Source organism: Streptosporangium sp. NPDC050855 (assembly GCF_044456585.1).
In the GTDB taxonomy this organism is placed as follows: domain Bacteria; phylum Actinomycetota; class Actinomycetes; order Streptosporangiales; family Streptosporangiaceae; genus Streptosporangium; species Streptosporangium longisporum.
Genome location: NZ_JBITFY010000003.1, coordinates 1 through 19,940 on the forward strand (window position 1 = coordinate 1; position 19,940 = coordinate 19,940).

Below are 19,940 nucleotides of genomic sequence, written 5' to 3' on the forward strand. Positions count from 1 at the left end.
ACCCCCTCGGCCCACGCCGCACCGTCGGCCGACGCCGAGAACGACTTGCACCGCCCGTCCGCCGACAACGCCCGCTGCCGCGAGAACTCCACGAAGACGTCGGGGGTGGCGATCACGGTGACGCCCCCGGCCAGCGCGAGCGTGCACTCCTCCTGGCGCAGCGCGCGGGTCGCGAGGTGGAGCGCGACCAGGGAGGAGGAGCAGGCGGTGTCGACCGTGATGGACGGCCCTTCGAGGCCGAGGGTGTAGGAGACGCGGCCGGACAGCACGCTCGGCGTGCTGGAGGTGAGCAGGGTGCCCTCGACCGACTCGGGCAACCGGTCGAGGAACCGGTTCGAGTAGAGCTCGTACATGCTTCCCGCGTAGACGCCGGTGCGGCTGCCGCGCAGCGTGCCCGGGTCGATGCCGGCCCGCTCCAGCGCCTCCCAGCACGACTCCAGGAACAACCGGTGCTGCGGATCGGTCGCCAGCGCACTGCGCGGGCTCATCCCGAAGAACGCCGCGTCGAACTCCCCCGCATCGTGCACGAACCCGCCATGACGCACGTACGACCTGCCCAGCGCCTCGGGGTCGGGGTCGTACAACCCCTCCAGGTCCCACCCGCGATCGACCGGGAACCCACTGATCGCGTCCCCGCCGGAGGCCACCAGATCCCACAACTCCTCCGGACCGGTCACCCCACCCGGGAAACGGCAGGCCATCCCGACGATCGCCACCGGCTCGTGCCGGCGACCCTCCTCGTCGGCGAGACGTCTGCGGGTCTCCGCCAGCTCGACGGTCACCCGCTTGAGGTAGGCGCGGAGCTTCTCGTCATTCGCCACGCTCTGGCCTTTCCATAGACAGTGGGGACGTCATCGCCCGGTTGTCGATGAGGGCGAAGATCTCCTCGTCCGAAGCGGAACCGATCTCCTCGACCCCGCCGGAGCCGATGGGACCGGCGGAGGGGGTGACGGCGGAGGCGCCGATCCTGGTGAGCGCGCTCTGCAGGATGGCGACGAGCTGGCCACGGACGATCTCCGACTCTCCGTTGGCCGCCCGCAGTGCCGACTCGGCCTGGTCCACGGCGGCGCGCAGCGCGTCCTCTGCCGAGGGCGCCTCGGGTGCCAGCGCGGTGAACAGGTAGTCGGCCAGCGAGGTGACGGTGGGGTGGTCGAAGACGAGCGTGGTCGGCAGGCGGAGCCCGGCGTCGGCGGTGAGCCGGTTGCGCAGCTCGACGGCGGTCAGGGAGTCGAAGCCGAGCTCGTTGAAGACGCGGTCCACGTCCACCTGGTCGGGGCTGCCGTGGGCGAGGACGGCGGCGACGTGGCCGCGGACCAGCTCGGTCAGGTGGGCGCGGCCGTCGGCCTCGCTCAGCCCGGTCAGCCGGTCGATCAGCCCGCCGGGACCACCGGTGCCGCCGGTGGCACCGATGGCGCTCCCGGTGGCCGTCGCACGGCGGGGGGTGCGGACGAGGCCGCGCAGCATCGGCGGCAGGTCCCCGGCCTCGGCGCGGGCCCGTAGTCCGGCCGCGTCCCAGCGGGTGGCGACCACCAGCGGGTCGGGGCTCGCCAGGGCCGCGTCGAACAGCTCCAGGCCCTGCTCCACGCTCAGCGGCGCCACCCCGGCACGCGCCAGACGCGCCACGTCCGCCGGCGACAGGCCACCGGTCATCTGCGAGGCCGTGTCCCACAACCCCCACGCGATCGACACCCCCGCCAAACCCTCCCGGCGACGGTGAGCGGCCAGCGCGTCCAAGAACGCGTTCGCCGCCGCGTAGTTGCCCTGACCCGGATTGCCCACCACCCCGGCCAGGGAGGAGAACAACACGAACATCGACAACGGCCGGCCGGCCGTCAGCTCGTGCAGATACCACGCCGCGTCCGCCTTCGGCGCCAGCACCGCATCCAACCGCGAAGCCGACAACCCCTCCACGACCGCGTCGTCCAGCACCCCCGCGGTGTGCACCACCCCACCCAGCACCACCCCGTCCAGTACGGCGGCCAGCGCGTCACGATCGGACACATCACACGCCACCACCGCGACGCGAGCACCCAACCCCTCCAGGTCGGCCACCAGCTCACCCGCCCCCGGAGCCGACAGGCCCCGCCGCGACAGCAACAACAGATCCCGCACCCCATGACCCGTCACCAACCGCCGCGCCACCAACGCCCCCAGCCCACCGGTACCACCGGTCACCACCACCGTCCCCGACACCGGTGGCGTCTCAGGGGTCTCCTCAGGTGTTCCAGGCGTCCGGGCGAGCAGCTCACGCCGTGCCAGGCGCGGTGCCAGCAGTTCCCGTCCGGCGGCGGCGAGCTGGGTCTCACCGGCGGCGATCGCGGCGGCCAGCCGTTCCCAGCCGGAGAAGCCCGGGGTGATCTCGGCGAGGACGAACCGGCCGGGGTGCTCGGACTGCGCCGACCGCACCAGCCCCCACACGGCCGCCGTCTCGGGCCCGCCCGGACGGGTGACGAAGACCAGCCGGGACTCGGCGAACCGCTCGTCGGCCAGCCAGCCCTGTGCCAGGTCGAGCACCTCGCGCAGGGCGTCGTGCGCGGTGTACGGGAGGTCGTCGTCGTCGGCGTGGACGGGTGCCAGCACCAGGCCCGGGACCCGGCCCGCGCTCATGCCGGCCAGCGAGGCGAGGTCGTAGTGGCGCGGCACGGCGATCCCCGCACGCTCCAGCTCCGCGCCCAGCTCGTCGGCCGCCTCGTCGTAGCCGACCAGCGCCCAGTCCCCGCCGTCCGGGCCGTCGCCCGCGCCATCGTTCCCGTCGCCCGCCGCGGCCCCGGAGGCGGGCGGTTCGGCCCATTCGAGGGTGTAGGAGACGGCGGCGGGGGCGGGACGGGCGGCGCCTCTGGGCAGGCGGCGCAGCACCAGGGTCTCGACGGTGGCGATGCGGGCGCCCGTCTCGTCGAACAAGGTCAGCGCGATGCGGTCCTCACCGAGATCCGTCATGCGGGCGCGCAGCGTCTCCGCGCCGAGCGCGGTCACCCGCACGCCGCTCCAGGAGAACGGCAGCAGCAGCGCGGCGGGGTCGTCGGCCGACTCCAGCACCATCAGGTGCAGCACCGCGTCGAGCAGGGCCGGGTGCAGGACGAACCGTCCGGCGTCGGCGCGTACCCGCTCGGGGGGCGTCACCTCGACGAAGGCGTCGCCGCCCGCGCGCCAGGCGGCGCGCATCCCCTGGAACGCGGGGCCGTACGCGTACCCGCGCTCGGCGAGCAGCTCGTAGACCCCGTCCAGGCCGACCGGGACGCCGTCGGGCGGCCAGGAGGTCAGGCGCTCGGGAAGGTCGTCCGGGGCCGGGCCGAGCAGGCCGCCGGCGTGGCGGGTCCAGGAGGCGTCGGCGTCACCGGCCGGGCGGGCGTGGACGGCCACGGCACGGCGGCCCTGCTCGTCCGGGCCTCCCACGGTGACCTGGACCTGGACGCCGCCCTCGGCGGGCAGCGGCAGCGGTGCCTCCAGGGTCAGCTCCTCGACGGCGTCGCAGCCGGCCGTGACGGCGGCGTGCAGCGCCAGCTCGACGAAGGCGGTGCCGGGCAGCAGGACGGTGCCGTCCACCGCGTGGTCGGCCAGCCACGGATCGGTTCCGGTGGACAGCCGGCCGGCCAGCAGGAAGCCGCCGTCGGCCGCGAGCGGCAGCGTGGTGCCGAGCAGCGGGTGCCCGGAGCCGCCCTGGCCGTCGGCGGAGGCGGGGGCCAGCCAGTGCCGCCGCCGCTCGAAGGGGTAGGCGGGCAGGTCGTCGTGGTGGTGGCCGGCGCGGCCGAGCGCGGCCGGCCAGTTCACCGCGGCGCCGAGCACCCATGCCTGGCCGAGTGCCTTGAGGAACCTGGGCGCGCCGCCGTCGCCGCGCCGCAGCGTGCCCGTGGCGCCTCCGGCGGCGCCCGCCGCCGCCAGCGTGTCCGCGACGTGGCCGGTGAGCACCGGGTGCGGGCTGGCCTCGACGAACACCGGCGTCCCGGTGGCCGCGACCGCCTCGATCGCCTGCTGGAAGCGGACCGGGTTGCGCAGGCCGGCGAACCAGTAGTCGGCGGTCAGCAGGGCGGGGTCGATGAACTCGCCCGCGTAGGAGGAGCAGAACGCCACCTCGGTGTCGCAGGGCCGTACCCCGTCGAGGTCGCGCAGGATCTCCTCGCGCAGCTCCTCGATGTGCGGGGTGTGGGCGGCGTAGCCGATGGCGACCCGGCGGGCCTGGATCTCGTCGCCGCAGGCGGCGGCGCACTCCTCCAGCGCGTCGGCGTCACCGGCCACCACCGTGCTGGACGGGCCGCTGTACACGGCCGGCCACAGGCGGCCGGCCCACGGCCGCAGCAGTTCCTCGGCCTCGGAGGCGGGCAGCGACACGGCCAGCATGCCGCCCCTGTCGCCGAGCCGCGTCAGGGCCCGGCTGCGGAGCACGACCACGCGCGCGGCGTCCTCCAGGGAGAGCGCCCCGGCCGCGCACGCCGCGGCGATCTCGCCCTGGGAGTGGCCGACGACGGCCGCGGGGTGGACGCCGACCGAGCGCCACAGCCCGGCCAGCGCGATCATGACGGTGAACAGCACCGGCTGGATGACGTCCGAGCCCTCCAGCGGGGGCGCGCCCTCGCGTCCGCGCAGCACGTCCACGACCGACCATCCGGTGTACGGCCGCAGCGCGCGGTCGCACCTGTCGACCTGGTCGCGGAAGGCGCGGCTGGCGTCGAGGAGGTCGGTGGCCATGCCGGCCCACTGGGAGCCCTGGCCGGGGAAGACGAACACCGGCCGGGCCTCGGCGGGTGCGGTCCCGGTGGTGACGGCGGCGTGCGGGGTTCCCGCGGCCAGGGCCGCGAGCCCGGCGAGCAACTCGTCGCGGTCTCCGGCCACCACCACGGCGCGGTGCGGGAACGCGGCCCTTCTGGCCAGCGTCCGCCCGGCGTCGGCGAGTTCGGAACCGGCGAGCCCGTCGGCGTACGCGTGCAGGCGAGCAGCCTGGGCGCGCAGCGCGGGCTCGCTCCTGGCGGACACCACCCACACCACCGGCCCGGCCGCCGTGTCCAGGACCGGCGATCCGTCCGCGCGCGTGTCCGGAAGCGAGGACGGGAGTGCGGACGGAAGCGCGGCCGGAAGCGAGGCGGGTGACGGGGCGGCCTCCACGATGAGGTGCGCGTTGGTGCCGCTGATGCCGAAGCCCGACACCCCGGCCCGCGCGGGCCGGTCCTGGGTCAGCTCGACCCGCCCGGTGAGCAGCCTGACCCCGGCCGAGGCCCAGTCCACGTGCGGCGTGGGGTCGTCGGCGTGCAGGGTGGGCGGCAGGACGCGGTGTTCCAGCGCCTTCACCATCTTGATCACTCCGGCCACCCCGGCCGCGGCCTGGGTGTGGCCGATGTTGGACTTGAGCGAGCCGAGCCACACCGGCCGCTCCGGGTGCCGGCCCTCGCCGTACACGGCGATGATCGAGTCCGCCTCGATGGGGTCGCCCAGCCGGGTGCCGGTGCCGTGCGCCTCCACGGCGTCGACCTCGGCGGGGGTGAGCCGGGCGTCGGCCAGCGCCTGCCTGATGACCTCGCGCTGCGCCTGGCCGTTCGGCGCGGTGAGGCCGTTGCTCGCGCCGTCCTGGTTGACGGCGCCGCCCCGCAGCACGGCGAGGACCGGGTGGCCGTTGCGGCGCGCGTCGGAGAGCCGCTCCAGCACGAGCATGCCCGCGCCCTCGGCCCACCCCGTGCCGTCGGCCCGGGCGGAGAACGCCTTGCACCGCCCGTCGGGGGCCAGGCCGCCCTGCCTGCTGAACTCCACGAACATGCCGGGCGTCGACATCACGGTCACGCCGCCCGCGAGCGCCAGCGCGCACTCCCCGTGCCGCAGCGCCCGCATCGCCAGGATGATCGAGACGAGCGAGGACGAGCAGGCCGTGTCCGTGGTGATCGCCGGTCCCCGCAGGCCGAGCGTGTACGCGACGCGGCCGGAGACGACGCTGAGCGCGGTGCCGGTCAGCAGGTGCCCGTCGGACGCGCCGTCCGGCAGGTGCAGCCGGGGTCCGTAGTCGGGGGCCATGGCGCCGACGTAGACGCCGGTGGCCGAGTCCCGCAGGGTGGCCGGGTCGATGCCGGCGCGCTCCACCGCCTCCCAGCAGACCTCCAGGAGCACCCGCTGCTGCGGGTCCATGGCCGTGGCCTCGCGGGGGCTGATCCCGAAGAACGCGGCGTCGAACCGGTCGGCGTCGTGCAGGAAACCGCCGTGGCGGGTGTCGCTGGTGCCCGAGCGGCCGGTGGCGAGGAGCGTGCCGAGGTCCCAGCCGCGGTCGGCGGGGAACTCGGTGATCGCGTCGGTGCCGGTGTCGACCAGCCGCCAGAGGTCCTCGGGCGAGGCGACCTCGCCGGGATAGCGGCAGCCCATGCCGACCACCGCGATCGGGTCGTCGTCCGCCCGGTCCCGCGAGCCGCCGTCGCCGCCGTGGGCGGTCGCGGTGCGGTCGCCGGTGAGCAGGGCGTGCAGGTGGCCGGCCAGCCGGTCGGGGGTGGGGTGCTCGTACAGCAGCCCGGCGGGCAACCGCAGCCCGGTGGCCTCGCGCAGCCTGTCCCGCAGCTCGACGGCGGTGGCCGACTCCATGCCGAGGTCCTTGAACGTGCGCTCCGGCTCGACGCCGGTCGTGTCGGCGTGGCCGAGAAGCCGCGCCGTCGCCGCCAGCACCAGCTCGCGCAGCTCCGCCCTGGACCTGCCGCTCCCCGCCGCGCCCCGCGCCGTCGTGCCCGCGGCATCCTGATTCCCGTACGGTGCCGGGGTGCCCGCGGCGTCCACGCCACCCGCCGTGTCCGGCCGCGCCTCGGATGTGCCCGGCGTGCCCGGTGTGCCCTGCGCGTCCGCCGTGTCCGGCCGTGCGGTCCGGGGCGGCGGGACGGTCGCGCTGTGGCGGTGGCGCTGGAACGGGTAGGTGGGCAGGTCCACCAGCCGCCCGCCGGGGCAGAGCCGGGACCAGTCCACCGGCGCGCCCTGGGTGTACGCCTGGGCCAGTGACCGGGTCAGCCGCCCTGCGCCGCCCTCGCCGCGGCGCAGGGTGGCGATCACGGCCACCTCCCGGCCCGCGTCCTCCGCGGTCTCCTCCACGCCGGTGACCAGCACCGGGTGGGGACTGCACTCCACGAACAGCGCGCAGCGCGCCAGGACGGCCCGTACGGCCTGGCCGAAGCGGACCGGGCGGCGCAGGCTGCGGTACCAGTAGGCGGCGTCGAGCCCGGCCGTGTCCATGGGCTCGCCCGTGAGCGTGGAGACGAACGCCGTCGTGCCGCTCACCGGCCGGATGGGGGCGAGCGCCTCCAGCACCTCCTCGCGCACGGCCTCGACCTCGGGCGAGTGGGAGGCGTAGTCCACAGGAATGATCTTGGTGCGGTGGTCGGGCAGCCGGGCGGCGAGCTCGGCCAGCGCCTCGCGGGGACCGGAGACCACCAGCGAGCGGGGGCCGTTGAAGGCGGCCACGGACACGCCGTCGGGCAGGACCCGCTCGACCACCTCCAGGGGGGCGGCGATCGACATCATGCCGCCCCTGCCGCCCTTTCCGGCGATGCCGGCGATGGCGCGGCTGCGCAGCGCGACGACCCTGGCGGCGTCGGACAGGGTGAGCCCCCCGGCGACGGCGGCGGCGGCGATCTCGCCCTGCGAGTGGCCGACGACCACGTCGGGCCGTACGCCATGGGCCCGCCACGTCTCGGCGAGCGAGACCATGACGGCCCACAGGGCGGGCTGCACCACGTCCACCCGGTCCAGGCCCGGGGCGCCGGGGCGCTCCTGGAGGACGTCCATCAGGGCGTGGTCGGTGAAGGGCGCGAGCGCGTCGGCGCACTCCGCCAGCCGCGCGCCGAACACCGGCGAGGCGGTGATCAGCTCACGTGCCATCCCCGCCCACTGGGAACCCTGCCCGGGGAAGACGAAGGCGCATCCCCCGCCTGCGGCGCCATCGGCGCCATCGGTATTGCCGGTGACGACGGTGCCGCCGGTGACGACGTCGTCGTGCGGGCGGCCCGCGGCCAGCGCGCGCAGCGCCTCCCGGCGCGCGGCGGGGTCCTGGGAGAGCACCACGGCACGGCGCTCGAAGGACGTACGGGTCACGGCGAGGCTCAGCGCCACGTCCACCGGCCGCACGTCACTGATCCCCCCGCCCGCGCCGTCGACGCTGTCGATGGAGGTGTCGGTGTCGGTCTCCGCGGAGGCGTCGGTGTCGGCGGAGGTGTCAGTGTCGGCGGAGGTGACCGTGGAGGTGACCGTGGCCGTGGCGAGCGCGGCCAGCCGGCCGGCCTGCTCGCGCACCGCCTTCTCCGTCCGCCCGGACACCACCCAGGGCGCCTGCACGCCCGGTCCCCCGCCACCCGGTCCCGTCGTGCCATGTGCCGTCGTGCCGTGTCCCGTCGTGCCGTGTCGCGAGGCATCGTGCCCGGTGGCGCGGGGCGTCGTCTCCGGGGCGGCGGGCCCGGCGGAGGGGGACCCGGAGGAAGGGGGCTCGGCGACGATCAGGTGGCAGTTCGTGCCGCCCATGCCGAAGGAGCTGACACCCGCCACCAGGCGGCCGCCCTCCGGCCAGGCGCCGGTCTCCCGCACCACCCGCAGGCGCAGGTCGTCCAGGGGGATCCGCGCCGGAGGCGTCCGGAAGTGCAGGCTGGCGGGCAGCCGGCGATGCTTGACCGCGAGCACCACCTTGAGCAGCCCGGCGATGCCCGCAGCGCCCTCCAGGTGGCCGATGTTCGTCTTGACGGACCCGACCAGGAGCGGCTCCGCGCGCCCGGCCCCGTACGCGGCGCCGAGCGCGGCCGCCTCCACCGGGTCGCCCACCCTGGTGCCCGTGCCGTGCAGCTCGACGTAGCCCACGTCGCCCGGCGCGATCCCGGCGTCGGCGCAGGCGAGCCTGATGACCTCCTCCTGCGCCCGCGCGCTCGGCACGGTCAGCCCCTCGCCGCCGCCGTCGTTGTTGACGGCCCCGCCGAGGATCACCGCGTGCACCTCGTCGCCGTCGGCCAGCGCGTCGGCCAGCCGCTTGAGCACCACGACCGCGCCGCCCTCGCCGCGCACGTACCCGTTGGCCCGCTCGTCGAAGACGTGGCAGCGGCCGTCGGGGGACAGCGCGCCGAAGGCGCCGATGGCGGCGGTGGTCTCGGCGAGCAGGTTCAGGTTCACCCCGCCCGCCAGCGCCAGGTCGCTCTCGCCCCGCCGCAGGCTCGCCCCGGCCATCTGCACCGCGACGAGCGACGACGACTGGCCCGCGTCCAGGGTGAGGCTGGGCCCGCGCAGCCCGAGCGCGTACGAGATGCGGTTGGCGATCAGCGCCCGGTTGGCGCCGGTGTAGGAGTGCCGGCCCGGGCGCGCGGCCCTGTCGCTCAGTGCGGCGTAGTCCTGGGAGATGGCGCCGAGGAAGACGCCGGCGACGCTGCCGCGCAGGGCGGAGGGCAGCACGCGGGCGTTCTCCAGCGCCTCCCAGCCGAGTTCGAGCGCCAGCCGCTGGTGCGGGTCCATCGACGCCGCCTCGTTCGGCGAGATGCCGAAGAAGGCCGCGTCGAAGCCGTCCACGTCGTCCAGGAACCCGCCCCGCCGGTACTCGGTGGCGTCCGGCCACCGGTCGGCGGGCGCGTCGGTGACCGCGTCCACGCCCTCGCGCAGCAGTCTCCAGAATCCCGCCGGATCGTCGGCCTGGGGAAGCCTGCACGCCATGCCGATGACGGCGATAGCGTCCGGCCCGCCCTTCTCGGCCTGCTGTCTCGACTCACCCATTAATACGCCACCCCAAGCCTCGGGCGCCCATCGGACGCCGTTTATCCGAACGGCTGCGACGCATTTATCGGCAACCGGAGGAGTTTGCGGCTATTGCATAGTGAGTGCGACCCTAATTGCCGGTTCTCACGGGGCACATGGTCTGCGGGCGGCACCTTGTTACCGCCGTTTATTGCCATCGCCTCCGACCGGGCGGGGCCTTGACCTCGTTGTCCGGGTCCGGGATGAATGACGGGCGGAGAAATCCGCGGGAGGAGGGACGCATGCCCGTCGAGTCTCCGCTCAGCCACGGCCAGCTCTTCAGCTGGCGCGAGATCGAGCGGTATCCGGAGGATTGGCTGGCCGAGGCGAACCTGCCGGCCACCTGGGATCTGCGCGGCCTGTCCATGGGGCGGGTGAGGGCCGCGCTGGAGCGGCTCGTCGAACGGCACGAGGCCCTGCGGACCACCTACGAGCCGGGCGGCACCCGCCCGGTCCAGCACGTGCACGAGGACGTGGAGCTGCCGATCGAGTGGATCGACCGGATCGTCACCGACCCCTCGGAACACGAGCGGACCAAGGCCGAGCTGGTGGCGCTGCCGTTCGCGATGGCCGGCGACCTCAACTGGCGCGGCCGGCTGGTCTCCTCGGGCGGCGCCCCGATGTACCTGTCGCTGACGTTCTCCCACCTGATCGTGGACCTGTGGTCGATCCACCACCTGCAGGACGAGTTCAAGGCGCTGACGTCCGGCACCGGCAGGCCCGGCACGACGGCGCCGGCCCTGCCGTCGCCGTCGTCGCCGTCACCACCCCCGCCCCCGCCGCGTGAGCTGGCGCGGCGGCAGCGCGAGGCGGCCTGGCGGCCCCGGCAGGAGGGCGCGGAACGCCACTGGCGGAGCGTGCTGGCCGAGGGGCTGACGGACGCGCTGCCGACGCTGCCCGCGGGGGTCAAGGGCGAGCGGCTGGAGCTGACCCTGCACTCGCGGCGCCTGGGCGGCCTGGCGGCGGAGGCGGCCCGCACGCACGGCGTCACCGCCCCGGCGGTGGTGATGGCGTTCGTGGCCGCCGGTCTGGCCAGGCACCTGGGCACCGACCGGGTCACGATGAGCCTGATGTCGTCCAACCGGTTCGCCCCGGAGGACCAGCACCTCATCGGCACGATGAACCAGCTCGTCCCCGTCGTCACGGAGGTGGACCCGCGGGCCACGCTCGCCGAGCACATCAGGCGCCTGCACTGGGCGGGGACCCGCGCGTACCGTCACGGCTCCTACGACCTCGACCGGATCGCCGAGGTGGCCGAGGCCGCCGGGTCGGTGCCGGAGCACGGCTGCTGGGTCAACCACCTCTTCCGGGCCTGGTTCAACTACATCCAGGTGGACCGGAAGCCGAGCGATCCCGCCGATCAGACGCCCGCCGAGCTGGCGTGGACACCTCTGGCCCAGCCGTACGGGCAGGCGTTCCGGGTCCGGGTCGAGGTGCGCGGCGGGCGCACCGGCGTGCTCATGCTGGCCGACCCCGAGGTGCTGCCGGCCCCGGCGATGGTCGACATCATGCGGACGATCCCGCTGGGGATGCAGCTCGCGCTGACCGACCCCGGCCGGGCGCTGAAGGACCTGTGGGGCGCGGGCGAGGAGCTGCCACCGGCGTTGTTCCCGTCCCGCCTGCCCGAACCACCCCGGTAGCGGCCGGGCCGTCACCTGGAGAGCCCCATGGCACACACCCTCCACCAGTGGTTCGCCGCCGCCGCGGCGCGCTTCGGCGACCGTACCGCCCTGGAGGTGGGCGGCGAGCGGTACACCTACGCCGAGTTGGAGGCGATGTCCGCCCACCTCGCGGCGCGGATCGCGGCCGCGTGCGACGGGCCGCCGGCGCGCGTGGGACTGCACGCGAACCAGGGCATCCTCGCCTATGCCGGGTATCTGGCGATCCAGCGGCTGGGCGCGGCGGCGGTCCCGCTGAACCCGGCCGCGCCGGCCGCGCGCAACCGCCTGGTGGCCGCGTCCGCCCGCCTCGACCTCGTGCTGTCCGACGCCGGCCACGAGCCGCCGAACCTCACCGGGCCACCGCGTCCCACCGGGCCACCGGACCTGGCAGGGCCGCCGGACCTGACCGGGCCACCGGGGCTCGCCGGGCCGCCGGGAGAGGGCCCGCGCGTCCTGCGGGTGGACCCGGCCGACGTCCCGCGAACCGCCCTCCGGCAGGCGGGCGATCCGCGGGAGGCCGGCGCCGACGACCTGGCCTACGTGCTGTTCACGTCGGGCTCCACGGGCGTGCCCAAGGGGGTGCCGGTGCGTCACCGGAGCGTGGACGCCTACCTGCGGCACGTGATCCCCCGCTACGAGCTCGGCCCCGGCTGCCGCGTCTCCCAGACCTTCGACCTGACGTTCGACCTGTCGGTGTTCGACCTGTTCGCCACCTGGGGCGGCGGAGCGACGCTCGTCGTGCCGGGCCGCTACGACCTGCTCAAACCGATCGCGTTCGCCGCCCGGGAACGGCTGACCCACTGGTTCTCGGTGCCGTCGGTGGTGTCGGTGGCCATGCGGCTGCGCCGGCTGACGCCCTCGGCGATGCCGTCGCTGCGGTGGAGCCTGTTCTGCGGGGAGCCCCTCACCCTGAGCCAGGCCGACGCCTGGCGGGTGGCCGCGCCGGGCAGCGTCCTGGAGAACCTGTACGGCCCGACGGAGCTGACGCTCAGCTGCACCGAGTACCGTCTACCGGCCGACCGGTCCCTGTGGCCCGAGACGGCCAACGGCACGGTGCCGATCGGCCTGCCCTACCCGGGTGTCGAGCACCTGGTGCTCGACGACCGGGGACGGCCCGCCGAGGAGGGCGAGCTGTGCCTGCGCGGGGTGCAGCGCTTTCCCGGGTACGTCGACCCCGCGGTGAACGCGGGCCGGTTCACCGCCTTCGAGGGCGCCACCGGCGCCACCGGTGCCACCGCCGTCCCCGCCGACACCGGGGAGACGGCCGCGCCCGAGCTGTGGTACCGCACCGGGGACCGGGTGGCCTGGCGCGACGGGCTGCTGGTGCACCTGGGCCGGCTCGACCAGCAGGTGAAGATCTCAGGCCACCGGGTGGAGCTGGGCGAGGTCGAGTGCGCCCTGCGCGGGCAGCCGGGGGTGCGGGAGGCGGCCGTGCTGGCGATGCCCGGCCCCGACGGCGAGCCGGAGCTGACGGCCGCCTGCACCGGCTCGGACCTGGACGCGCTGACGCTGGTCAAGGGCGTCACGCAGGTGTTGCCCGGGTACATGGTGCCCCGCTCGGTCACGCTGCTGGCGGAGCTGCCGCTCAACGCCAACGGCAAGGTGGACCGGCGCGCCCTGGCGGGCCTGCTGGGCAGGTGACCCCCGTCAGAGCCGCCCAGCACCCCGTGACCCCCTGACAACGGCCTCAGAACGGCCGGGGACGGTCCGGCCCGATCGTCATCAGCGTGGACAGCGCCCGCCACAGCGAGCCGACGGTCGCGAACGTGGCCTCGTCCAGGATCTCGTCGGGCAGCTCGACCGCGTAGCCGTTCTGGATGTCGACGAGCAGGCGTACGACGCCCATCGAGTCCAGGCCGAGCGCGGACAGCTCGTCGTGGGGGGTCAGGCCGCCCGTCTCCGCGTACGGCAGATGCGCGCGCAGAATACTCTGGAACCGGTCGGGTATTTCCAGCATCGCGTTACCTCCTCCTCCGGCGGTCAATGGTCGCCGATATCGAGGCTGCCGAACGGCGGGGCACCGGTCAAGGCGATGGGGAACGCATGTCTGGCAGTTTATTCTGGGCCGGAACCTGCCATTGAGCAGTGGTTGTGCCGCCTTCCGGAAAAGCCGATCCTCATCGTGTACGGGGTGATGCGACGACCGCTGGGGGTGGGAACCGGTGAAATCCGCGAACCTGTGCTGGGGGCAGCGCCACATGTGGCTGCGATTCCACCAGTTGCCGCCCCGGCACCGGCGTGAGACGCACGTGGTCCTGCGCTTCGACCTGCCCGCGGGGCTCACGGTCGCCGCCTGCCGGGCGATGCTCACCCACATGGTGCGCCGGCACGAGATCCTGCGCACCACCTTCGACCTCGCCCCGGAGCCCGCGCAGCGGGTGCACCCGCCCGCGCCGCTCCCCGTCACGGTGGTCACCACCGAGCGGGACGGCACGGCCGCCCCCGCCGACGTGGTCGAGGAGCTCGACGGCAGGCCCTTCGACCTCGCCACCGAGTGGCCCGTCCGGGCCTGCCTGATCACCACGGGCGGCACGCCGAGGCACTGCGTACTGGTGTTCAACCACCTGGCCGTGGACGTGTGGACGCTGGGCGAGCTCAAGCGGGAGCTGCGGACGCAGGGCGCAGGCATCGCGGCCCGCCGCCCGGCGACCCTGCTCCCGGTGAGCCGCAGGCCCGTCGACCTGGCCCGGTACGAGGCCTCGGCCGACGCCGCCATCGTGGCGTCGCGGGCCATGACGTACTGGCAGGACGAGGTGACCGCCCTGCCCGCGGACCCGTTCGCGGCACGGCGCGGCGCGGTGCCGCCCGCTCCTCACGCGGCGCCGGGCACCCGGCCGGAGCGGTCCGCTTCTCACGCGGCGCCGGGAACCCGGCCGGAGCCGCCCGCCCGGCACGCGACGCTGATCTCTCCGGCGATGCTGGGGGCCTCGCGGCGGATCGCCGCCCGGCACGGCGTGTGGCCGTCGCTGGTGCACGTGGCCGCCTACACCGCGATGATGGCCGCCTACACCGGCCAGGAGGACGTCGCGCACCTGGCGTTCGTCAGCAACCGCGAGTCGCACCCCTGCCCGGACGTGCTGACGTGCATGTTCTCGCCGATGCTGGTGCGGGTCGGCTGCGCCGGCGACCCGTCGTTCGGCGAGCTGCTGCGCCGGACGGCGACCGCGTACGAGCGTGCCAGGGAGCACGCGTACGTGCCCTACGACAAGGTCGTCGAGATGGTGTCGCGGGAGGGCTCCCGGCGCGGCGCGGCCGTACGGCTGGGCTCGGAGGTCAACTTCATCAAGCAGCGCACCCGCGAGTACGGCGGCCGGCGCACCGTCTTCACCTGGAACCCGGTCCCGGAGGCGTGGGCGCACACCGGCTCCGACACCTACCTGCGCGTGGACGAGTGGCGTGACGCCGTCGCCGTGGCGCTCCACGCGGCGTCGCCGGTCATGGACGCCGTCGCCGTGGAGCGTTTCCTGCGCGGCATGGAGGCGCTGGTGCTCGCCCACGACACCGCCCACGACACCGCCCCCGACTCCCCCGACGCCAACCCTGCCGACTCCCCCGACGACGGCCTGCCGCTGAGCGAGGCGGCCGGGCTGGCCGGGTTCGAACCGCCCCGCGCCGCACCGGCCGCCACCCCGATCGAGACCTGGGACGGCACGACCGGCCCCGCCGCCCTGGCGCTGGCCGACGCCGTACGACGGGCGCACGAGCCCGGCGGCCCCGCTGCCGGCCTGGGCACCGGCCCCGACCTGTCCGACAGCTACACCCTCGCCGGAGGCCAGGCCCTGCGCATCCCGCAGGTGCTGGCCGAACTCGCCCGGCACGGCTGGGAGGGCCTGACCCTCGACCAGCTCGCCGGGCCCGCACCACTGGGCGCGCTGGCCTCCCGGCTGGCCCCGGACCCGCGGAACGCCCCCTTCCAGAACCCCGTGAATTCGGAGTGACGCCCATGAACCACGTATCCACCGGCCAGGTGTCCAAGAACCACCGGCTGGTCGCCTCCGAGCAGGAGCTCCGCGACGCCATAGCCCGGGAACTGCCCGCGGAGGACCTCGCCGACCTGGTCGTCATGGGCGGCCACTTCATGCTCTTCGAGGACGAGGCGTCGGGACGGCTCGTCCCCGGCGTCATCGAGGAGCAGACCGGCGAGACCATGCGCCGACGCGTCCGCGGCCGCGTCGGCGTCTTCCCCGGCTACACCTGGGAGCTGTCGGCCGGCCTGCTGCGCGAGTACGCCGCGGCCGGGGTGACCTCCCGGCTGCTCCTGCTCGTCAACGACTGGCAGTACGTGCCGGTGACCGGCCGGCCCGCCGGTGAGCTGCGCGCGGAGTTCTTCGAGGGCTTCACCGCGCTGCCCCCCTCCTACGAGAAGATCCTGTGCGAGTTCGGCCTGTCGGCCGCGGACGTGCTGCCGAGCAGGAAGCACCCGCTGGCCTTCCCCGAGACCTGGCTGAAGTACCGCTTCCAGAAGTCCGCCGACCGGCTGGTCAAGCAGGGCCGCCTGGAGAAGCGCTACCTGCCCGGCGGGAACGGGGACAGCGAGGTGGCCTTCCTCGACGCCGCGGGCAACCACCGGACGCTGATCAGCTGCGGCATCACCGGCTGCGCGGGCGAGATCACCGAGATGATCGCCGAGGTGTACCGGGCGGGCCACCGATCGATCCTGATCTTCGCGCCGGGCGAGTGCCTGATGCCCGTGCAGACCGGCGTGGACATCGCGCTGAGCCTGTACGACCTGCCGGACATGCGGGTGGTGATCGCCGACCCCGGCGGCAGCGGTGAGATGTCCGCCCAGGAGATCTACGGCAAGCTCGTCACCGTCAGCACGTTCCGGAGCTGACGCCGTGAGGAAGGTCATCTATCTGGACGGCTGCGCGACGACGCGGGTGGACGACGAGGTCTTCGAGGCGATGCTGCCGTACCTGCGGGAGGAGTACGGCAACCCCTCGTCCCCGCACGTGCTCGGCAAGCGGGCGAGAAGGGCCGTGGACGACGCGGCCGCCTCGGTGGCCGCGCTCCTGGGCGCCGACCCGGCCGACGTGCTGTTCACCTCCGGCGCGACCGAGAGCAACAACCTGGCGCTGCTGGGCATGTTCGGCCACGACGACCGGGCACCGGCCGGCGGGGTGTTCTGCCCGACCGACCACAAGTCGTCGCTGGCGATCGGCCGGGCGCTGGCCGCCCGCGGCGTGGACGTCCAGGCGATGCGGGTCGGGCCGGACGGCCGCGTCGACCTGGAGCACCTGGCCGGCCTGCTCGACCTGAACTCCAGGGTCGCGACCACCGCCTGGGTCAACAGCGAGATCGGCACCGTGCAGCCGGTGGCGGCGATGGCCGCGCTCTGCCACGAGGTGGGGGCCGTGCTGCACGTGGACGCCGCCCAGGCGGCCGGCCGGATCCCGCTGCGCGTGCGGGAGGCCGAGATCGACACGCTGTCGCTGTCCGGGCACAAGATCCGCGGCCCCAAGGGCGTCGGCGCGCTGTACGTCCGGCCGGAGATCCGGCACCGGCTGCGGCCGGTCATGTTCGGCGGCGGGCAGTACGAGCTGCGCAGCGGCACGATCCCCACGCACCTGGTGGTGGGGCTGGGCAGGGCGTGCGAGCTGGCGCTGGCCAGGATGGACGCCGAGCGGCGGCGGGTCACCGAGCTGCGCGCCACCGCGCTGGACGTGCTGCGGGCCGGGCTGCCGGACCTGCGCGTCAACGGCGACCCGCACCACGGCGTGCCGCACGTGCTCAGCGTGGTCCTGCCCGGCGTACGCGGGGAGAGCCTGGTCTCCAGCCTGTCGTCGGTGGCGCTGGCCACCGGGTCGGCGTGCAACTCCGGCTCGCAGGAGCCCTCGCACGTGCTGACCGCCGTCGGCCTGAGCGCGCAGGACGCCAACAGCACGGTCCGGATCTGCCTGGACGCCCGGATGCCGTTCGAGGACCTGGTGCTCGGTCTCGACCTGATCGTCGAACGGGCCCGCGACCTGGCGGGCGTGGCCGTCGCCATGGGCGGCCACGCCCCCTTCAGCCCGTCTTGAGGAACTTCCTGGCCGCTTCCACCCCCGCCTGGAAGCGGCTGGTGGCGTCGAGGTCGCGCATCAGGGTGGCGATGTGCCGGCGGCAGCTGCGCACCGACATGCCGAGCTTGCGGGCCACCACCTCGTCGGTGTAGCCCTTGGCCATGAGCGCGGCGATGGACTGCTGGAGGTCGTCGGCGACGGTGCCGTAGCCGAACTCGACGCCCTCCAGCGGCGTCGCGCTCTCCCACAGGTGGTTGAACATGTCCAGGAAGAACCGGGCGATCCCCTGGTTGCGCACCCGGGCGAGGGTGACGTCGCCGTCGGCGCCGTCACCGCCGAACAGGGCGACGAGCGAGCGGTCGAAGACGATGGCCGAGCGCGGCACGTGGCTGACGGTGTAGACCTCCACGCCGGCGTCGGTCAGCCGCTTCATCACCAGCCGCGTGGTCACGTCGGCCCGGCTGCGGTGCTGGCAGATGACCCGCACGGTCACCCCCCTGGCGACCAGCACCAGGAACATCTGCGACAGGTCGCCGGCCTCGCTCACACCAGCCTGCAGGACGAGCAGCTCGTCGCGGCACGCGTCACCGGCCGTCTTGAGGAAGCCGCGCACCTCCATGGCGCCGACCAGGTACTCCACGGTGCTGGGGGCGGGGTCGCCGCCACCGGCCGGGGTCGCGAAGGCGCCGGCCCGCTCGCGGATCTGGTCGATGAGCTCGCGCCGCCGGTAGATCTCCCGCTCGACCGAGGAGACCATCGAGGCGACGGCCAGATCGGGGTCGACGGGCACGAACCGGCCACCGATGCCGTCGTCGGTACGCAGCAGGCGGTTCTCCACCAGGTGCCGTACCGCCTCGCTCACCAGGTGGGCGTCGATCCCGAGGTCGGCGGCGGCCACGTCGATCGCCTCGATGGCCCCCTTGCGGGTGGCGTAGTGATACACATCGGTCACATGCTCGCCCTCGGAGGGCGGCCTGCCGGTGAACAGGCTCGTCATGGACATGATGGTCGCTCCTTACTGTTCGCGAACCGCTCGGCCCCCGAGATGACGTACTGGCCGTGGGCGGACGTACCGGGTTCGGTGCCGAGCCGGTGACGGGTCTCGGCGCCGGTGTGGCCCGTGCGCGGGGCGATCTCCTCCGGACAGGCGATCGGTGCGCCCTGGCGATGGTGCGTGGGCCGGGCGTACCGGCCGGCCTGCGGCGGTGCCCCGGGAGTTCCGGCGGCCGGCCGGGCGGGGCCCGGGCCGGGATCGATCGTCCCGGCCCCGCCCCGTCCCACGGCGGGCGGGACGCCCTTCATCGCGCTCCCCTCCTTCCTCCCGGCGCTCACGCGCGGGTCCGGGTACGGCGGTCGAACAGGACGAGTGAGACGGTCAGCAGCACGGCGGCCATTCCGGCGAGCACGCCGAGCTGGGGCAGCACCGCGGCGAGGCCGGTGCCGGGGACGGCGAGCGTCAGCAGCGCGTCCATCCCCCAGGCGTGCGGGAAGAAGTGGCCGATGGCGTTCAGCACCTCTCCGGAGGACTCGCGCGGCCACAGGCAGCCGCCGAGCATCCCGAGGACCACGCCGAGCGGCGGGCCGATCGCCGGGGCCTGCTCGGGCGAGCGCAGCAGCGTTCCGACGAGGATGGCGGCCCCGGTCGAGACGAGCGCGAACGTCCCCACGACGGCGGCCACGCCGATCGGGTCGCCCCAGGACACGCCGAACATCAGCGCGCTGACCACCACGATGAGCGTGGCCTGCGCGAGCGCGACGAACAGGCGGCTCAGCGCCTCGCCCAGCAGCACCGACCGGCGCCGTACGGGCGCGGTGAGCGCGCGCTGCAGCATCCCCAGCCTGCGGCTCTCCACCATGGCGGCCGCCACGGCCATCGAGTTGACGAAGGTGAACAGCAGCAGGTTGGCCGGGGCGGTGTACGCGAAGCCGCGCGGGTCGCCGCCGGCCGCGGCCGAGCCGGTCACGCCGACACGGCCCGACTCGGCCTGTGCCCGGCGTACGTACTCCGCGGCCTGTTCGGGGGTGGCGCCCGCGGTCACCACGGCCCTGGTGGCCTCCAGGACGGCGGCGACCTTGGCGACCGCGCCGTCGACGGCGCCGCGGGCGGCCAGGCCGCTGCCGTTGGTCTGGGTCACGACGAGGTCCAGGCGGGTGGCGCCGGGCGCGATGATCAGCCCGGCGGCCAGCGAGCCGGTCCGCACGCCCGACCGCACGTCCTCGACCCCGTCCATGGGCCGTACCGCCAGGTCGGGGTGGCGGCGCAGCTCGGCGAGCAGGGAGGCGGTGACGGCGTCGGAGCCGGGGGCGACGACGCCCACGGGGAGCCGGGACGAGCCGCTGCCGCCGCCGAGCGTCATCCCGACGAACAGGATGGACACGAACGGCATGACGAGCATGAAGAACAGGCCGGTGCGGTCACGGGTGAGCCTGCGCAGGTTGGCGGCCACCAGCGCGGTCACCGGGCTCGGGCGGAGCACCGCGGCGGTCACGGGCGTTCCGGGTGTCCCGGGGGGCACGGGCGTCTCGGGGGGCATGGGCGTCCCGGGTGTCGTGGAGGTCGCGG

Annotated in this window: 10 protein-coding genes; 5 read left to right on the plus strand and 5 right to left on the minus strand. The window is 74.7% G+C overall.

Translation table 11 applies throughout. The features are described 5' to 3' along the window. On the minus strand, positions 1-821 hold an 821-nt coding region (locus ACIBCT_RS08180; RefSeq protein WP_399186682.1), incomplete at its 3' end, for a beta-ketoacyl synthase N-terminal-like domain-containing protein. Then, complete coding sequence (locus ACIBCT_RS08185) at positions 811-9,693, minus strand: SDR family NAD(P)-dependent oxidoreductase (protein WP_399186683.1); 8,883 nt, start codon at positions 9,691-9,693, stop codon at positions 811-813. The genes ACIBCT_RS08180 and ACIBCT_RS08185, both read right to left, overlap by 11 nt. Positions 9,694-9,956: 263 nt before the next feature. On the opposite strand from ACIBCT_RS08185, the gene ACIBCT_RS08190 reads away from it, so the two are divergent. Both ACIBCT_RS08190 and ACIBCT_RS08195 read left to right on the plus strand, forming a co-directional pair. Continuing rightward, a complete protein-coding gene (locus ACIBCT_RS08190) occupies positions 9,957-11,354 on the plus strand; it encodes a condensation domain-containing protein (protein ID WP_399186684.1) in 1,398 nt (465 codons plus the stop codon). A 27-nt stretch (positions 11,355-11,381) separates the two neighbouring features. Then, entirely contained in the window at positions 11,382-13,016 is a 1,635-nt protein-coding gene (locus tag ACIBCT_RS08195; RefSeq protein WP_399186685.1) for an AMP-binding protein, read from the plus strand. Between the two features lie 46 nt (positions 13,017-13,062). Here ACIBCT_RS08195 and ACIBCT_RS08200 read toward each other — a convergent pair whose 3' ends face one another. After that, entirely contained in the window at positions 13,063-13,332 is a 270-nt protein-coding gene (locus ACIBCT_RS08200) for a phosphopantetheine-binding protein (RefSeq protein ID WP_399186686.1), read from the minus strand. Positions 13,333-13,537: 205 nt separating this feature from the next. Here ACIBCT_RS08200 and ACIBCT_RS08205 point away from each other — a divergent pair, with 205 nt between their 5' ends. From ACIBCT_RS08205 to ACIBCT_RS08215, 3 genes are read left to right on the plus strand one after another with little or no spacing between them, the layout of a single operon-like run. Continuing rightward, positions 13,538-15,313 carry a condensation domain-containing protein gene (locus ACIBCT_RS08205; protein WP_399186687.1) on the plus strand — a complete coding sequence of 592 codons (1,776 nt, stop codon included), beginning with the start codon at positions 13,538-13,540 and terminating at the stop codon, positions 15,311-15,313. Positions 15,314-15,318: 5 nt separating this feature from the next. Beyond that, the gene (locus tag ACIBCT_RS08210) at positions 15,319-16,209 is read left to right on the plus strand and encodes a hypothetical protein (protein WP_399186688.1); all 891 of its coding nucleotides are present in this window, start codon (positions 15,319-15,321) and stop codon (positions 16,207-16,209) included. Between the two features lie 4 nt (positions 16,210-16,213). Continuing rightward, positions 16,214-17,395: a cysteine desulfurase family protein gene (locus tag ACIBCT_RS08215; protein WP_399186689.1), complete on the plus strand. Its 1,182-nt coding sequence runs from the start codon at positions 16,214-16,216 to the stop codon at positions 17,393-17,395. On the opposite strand, the gene ACIBCT_RS08220 is transcribed toward ACIBCT_RS08215, so the two are convergent. Then, positions 17,382-18,380 (minus strand): hypothetical protein, encoded by a 999-nt coding sequence (locus ACIBCT_RS08220; protein ID WP_399186690.1) that lies wholly within the window; start codon positions 18,378-18,380, stop codon positions 17,382-17,384. The two genes, ACIBCT_RS08215 and ACIBCT_RS08220, sit on opposite strands and share 14 nt — an antisense overlap. Before the next feature lie 325 nt (positions 18,381-18,705). Further along, positions 18,706-19,866 carry an ABC transporter permease gene (locus tag ACIBCT_RS08225; RefSeq protein ID WP_399186691.1) on the minus strand — a complete coding sequence of 387 codons (1,161 nt, stop codon included), beginning with the start codon at positions 19,864-19,866 and terminating at the stop codon, positions 18,706-18,708. Positions 19,867-19,940 lie beyond the last annotated feature (74 nt).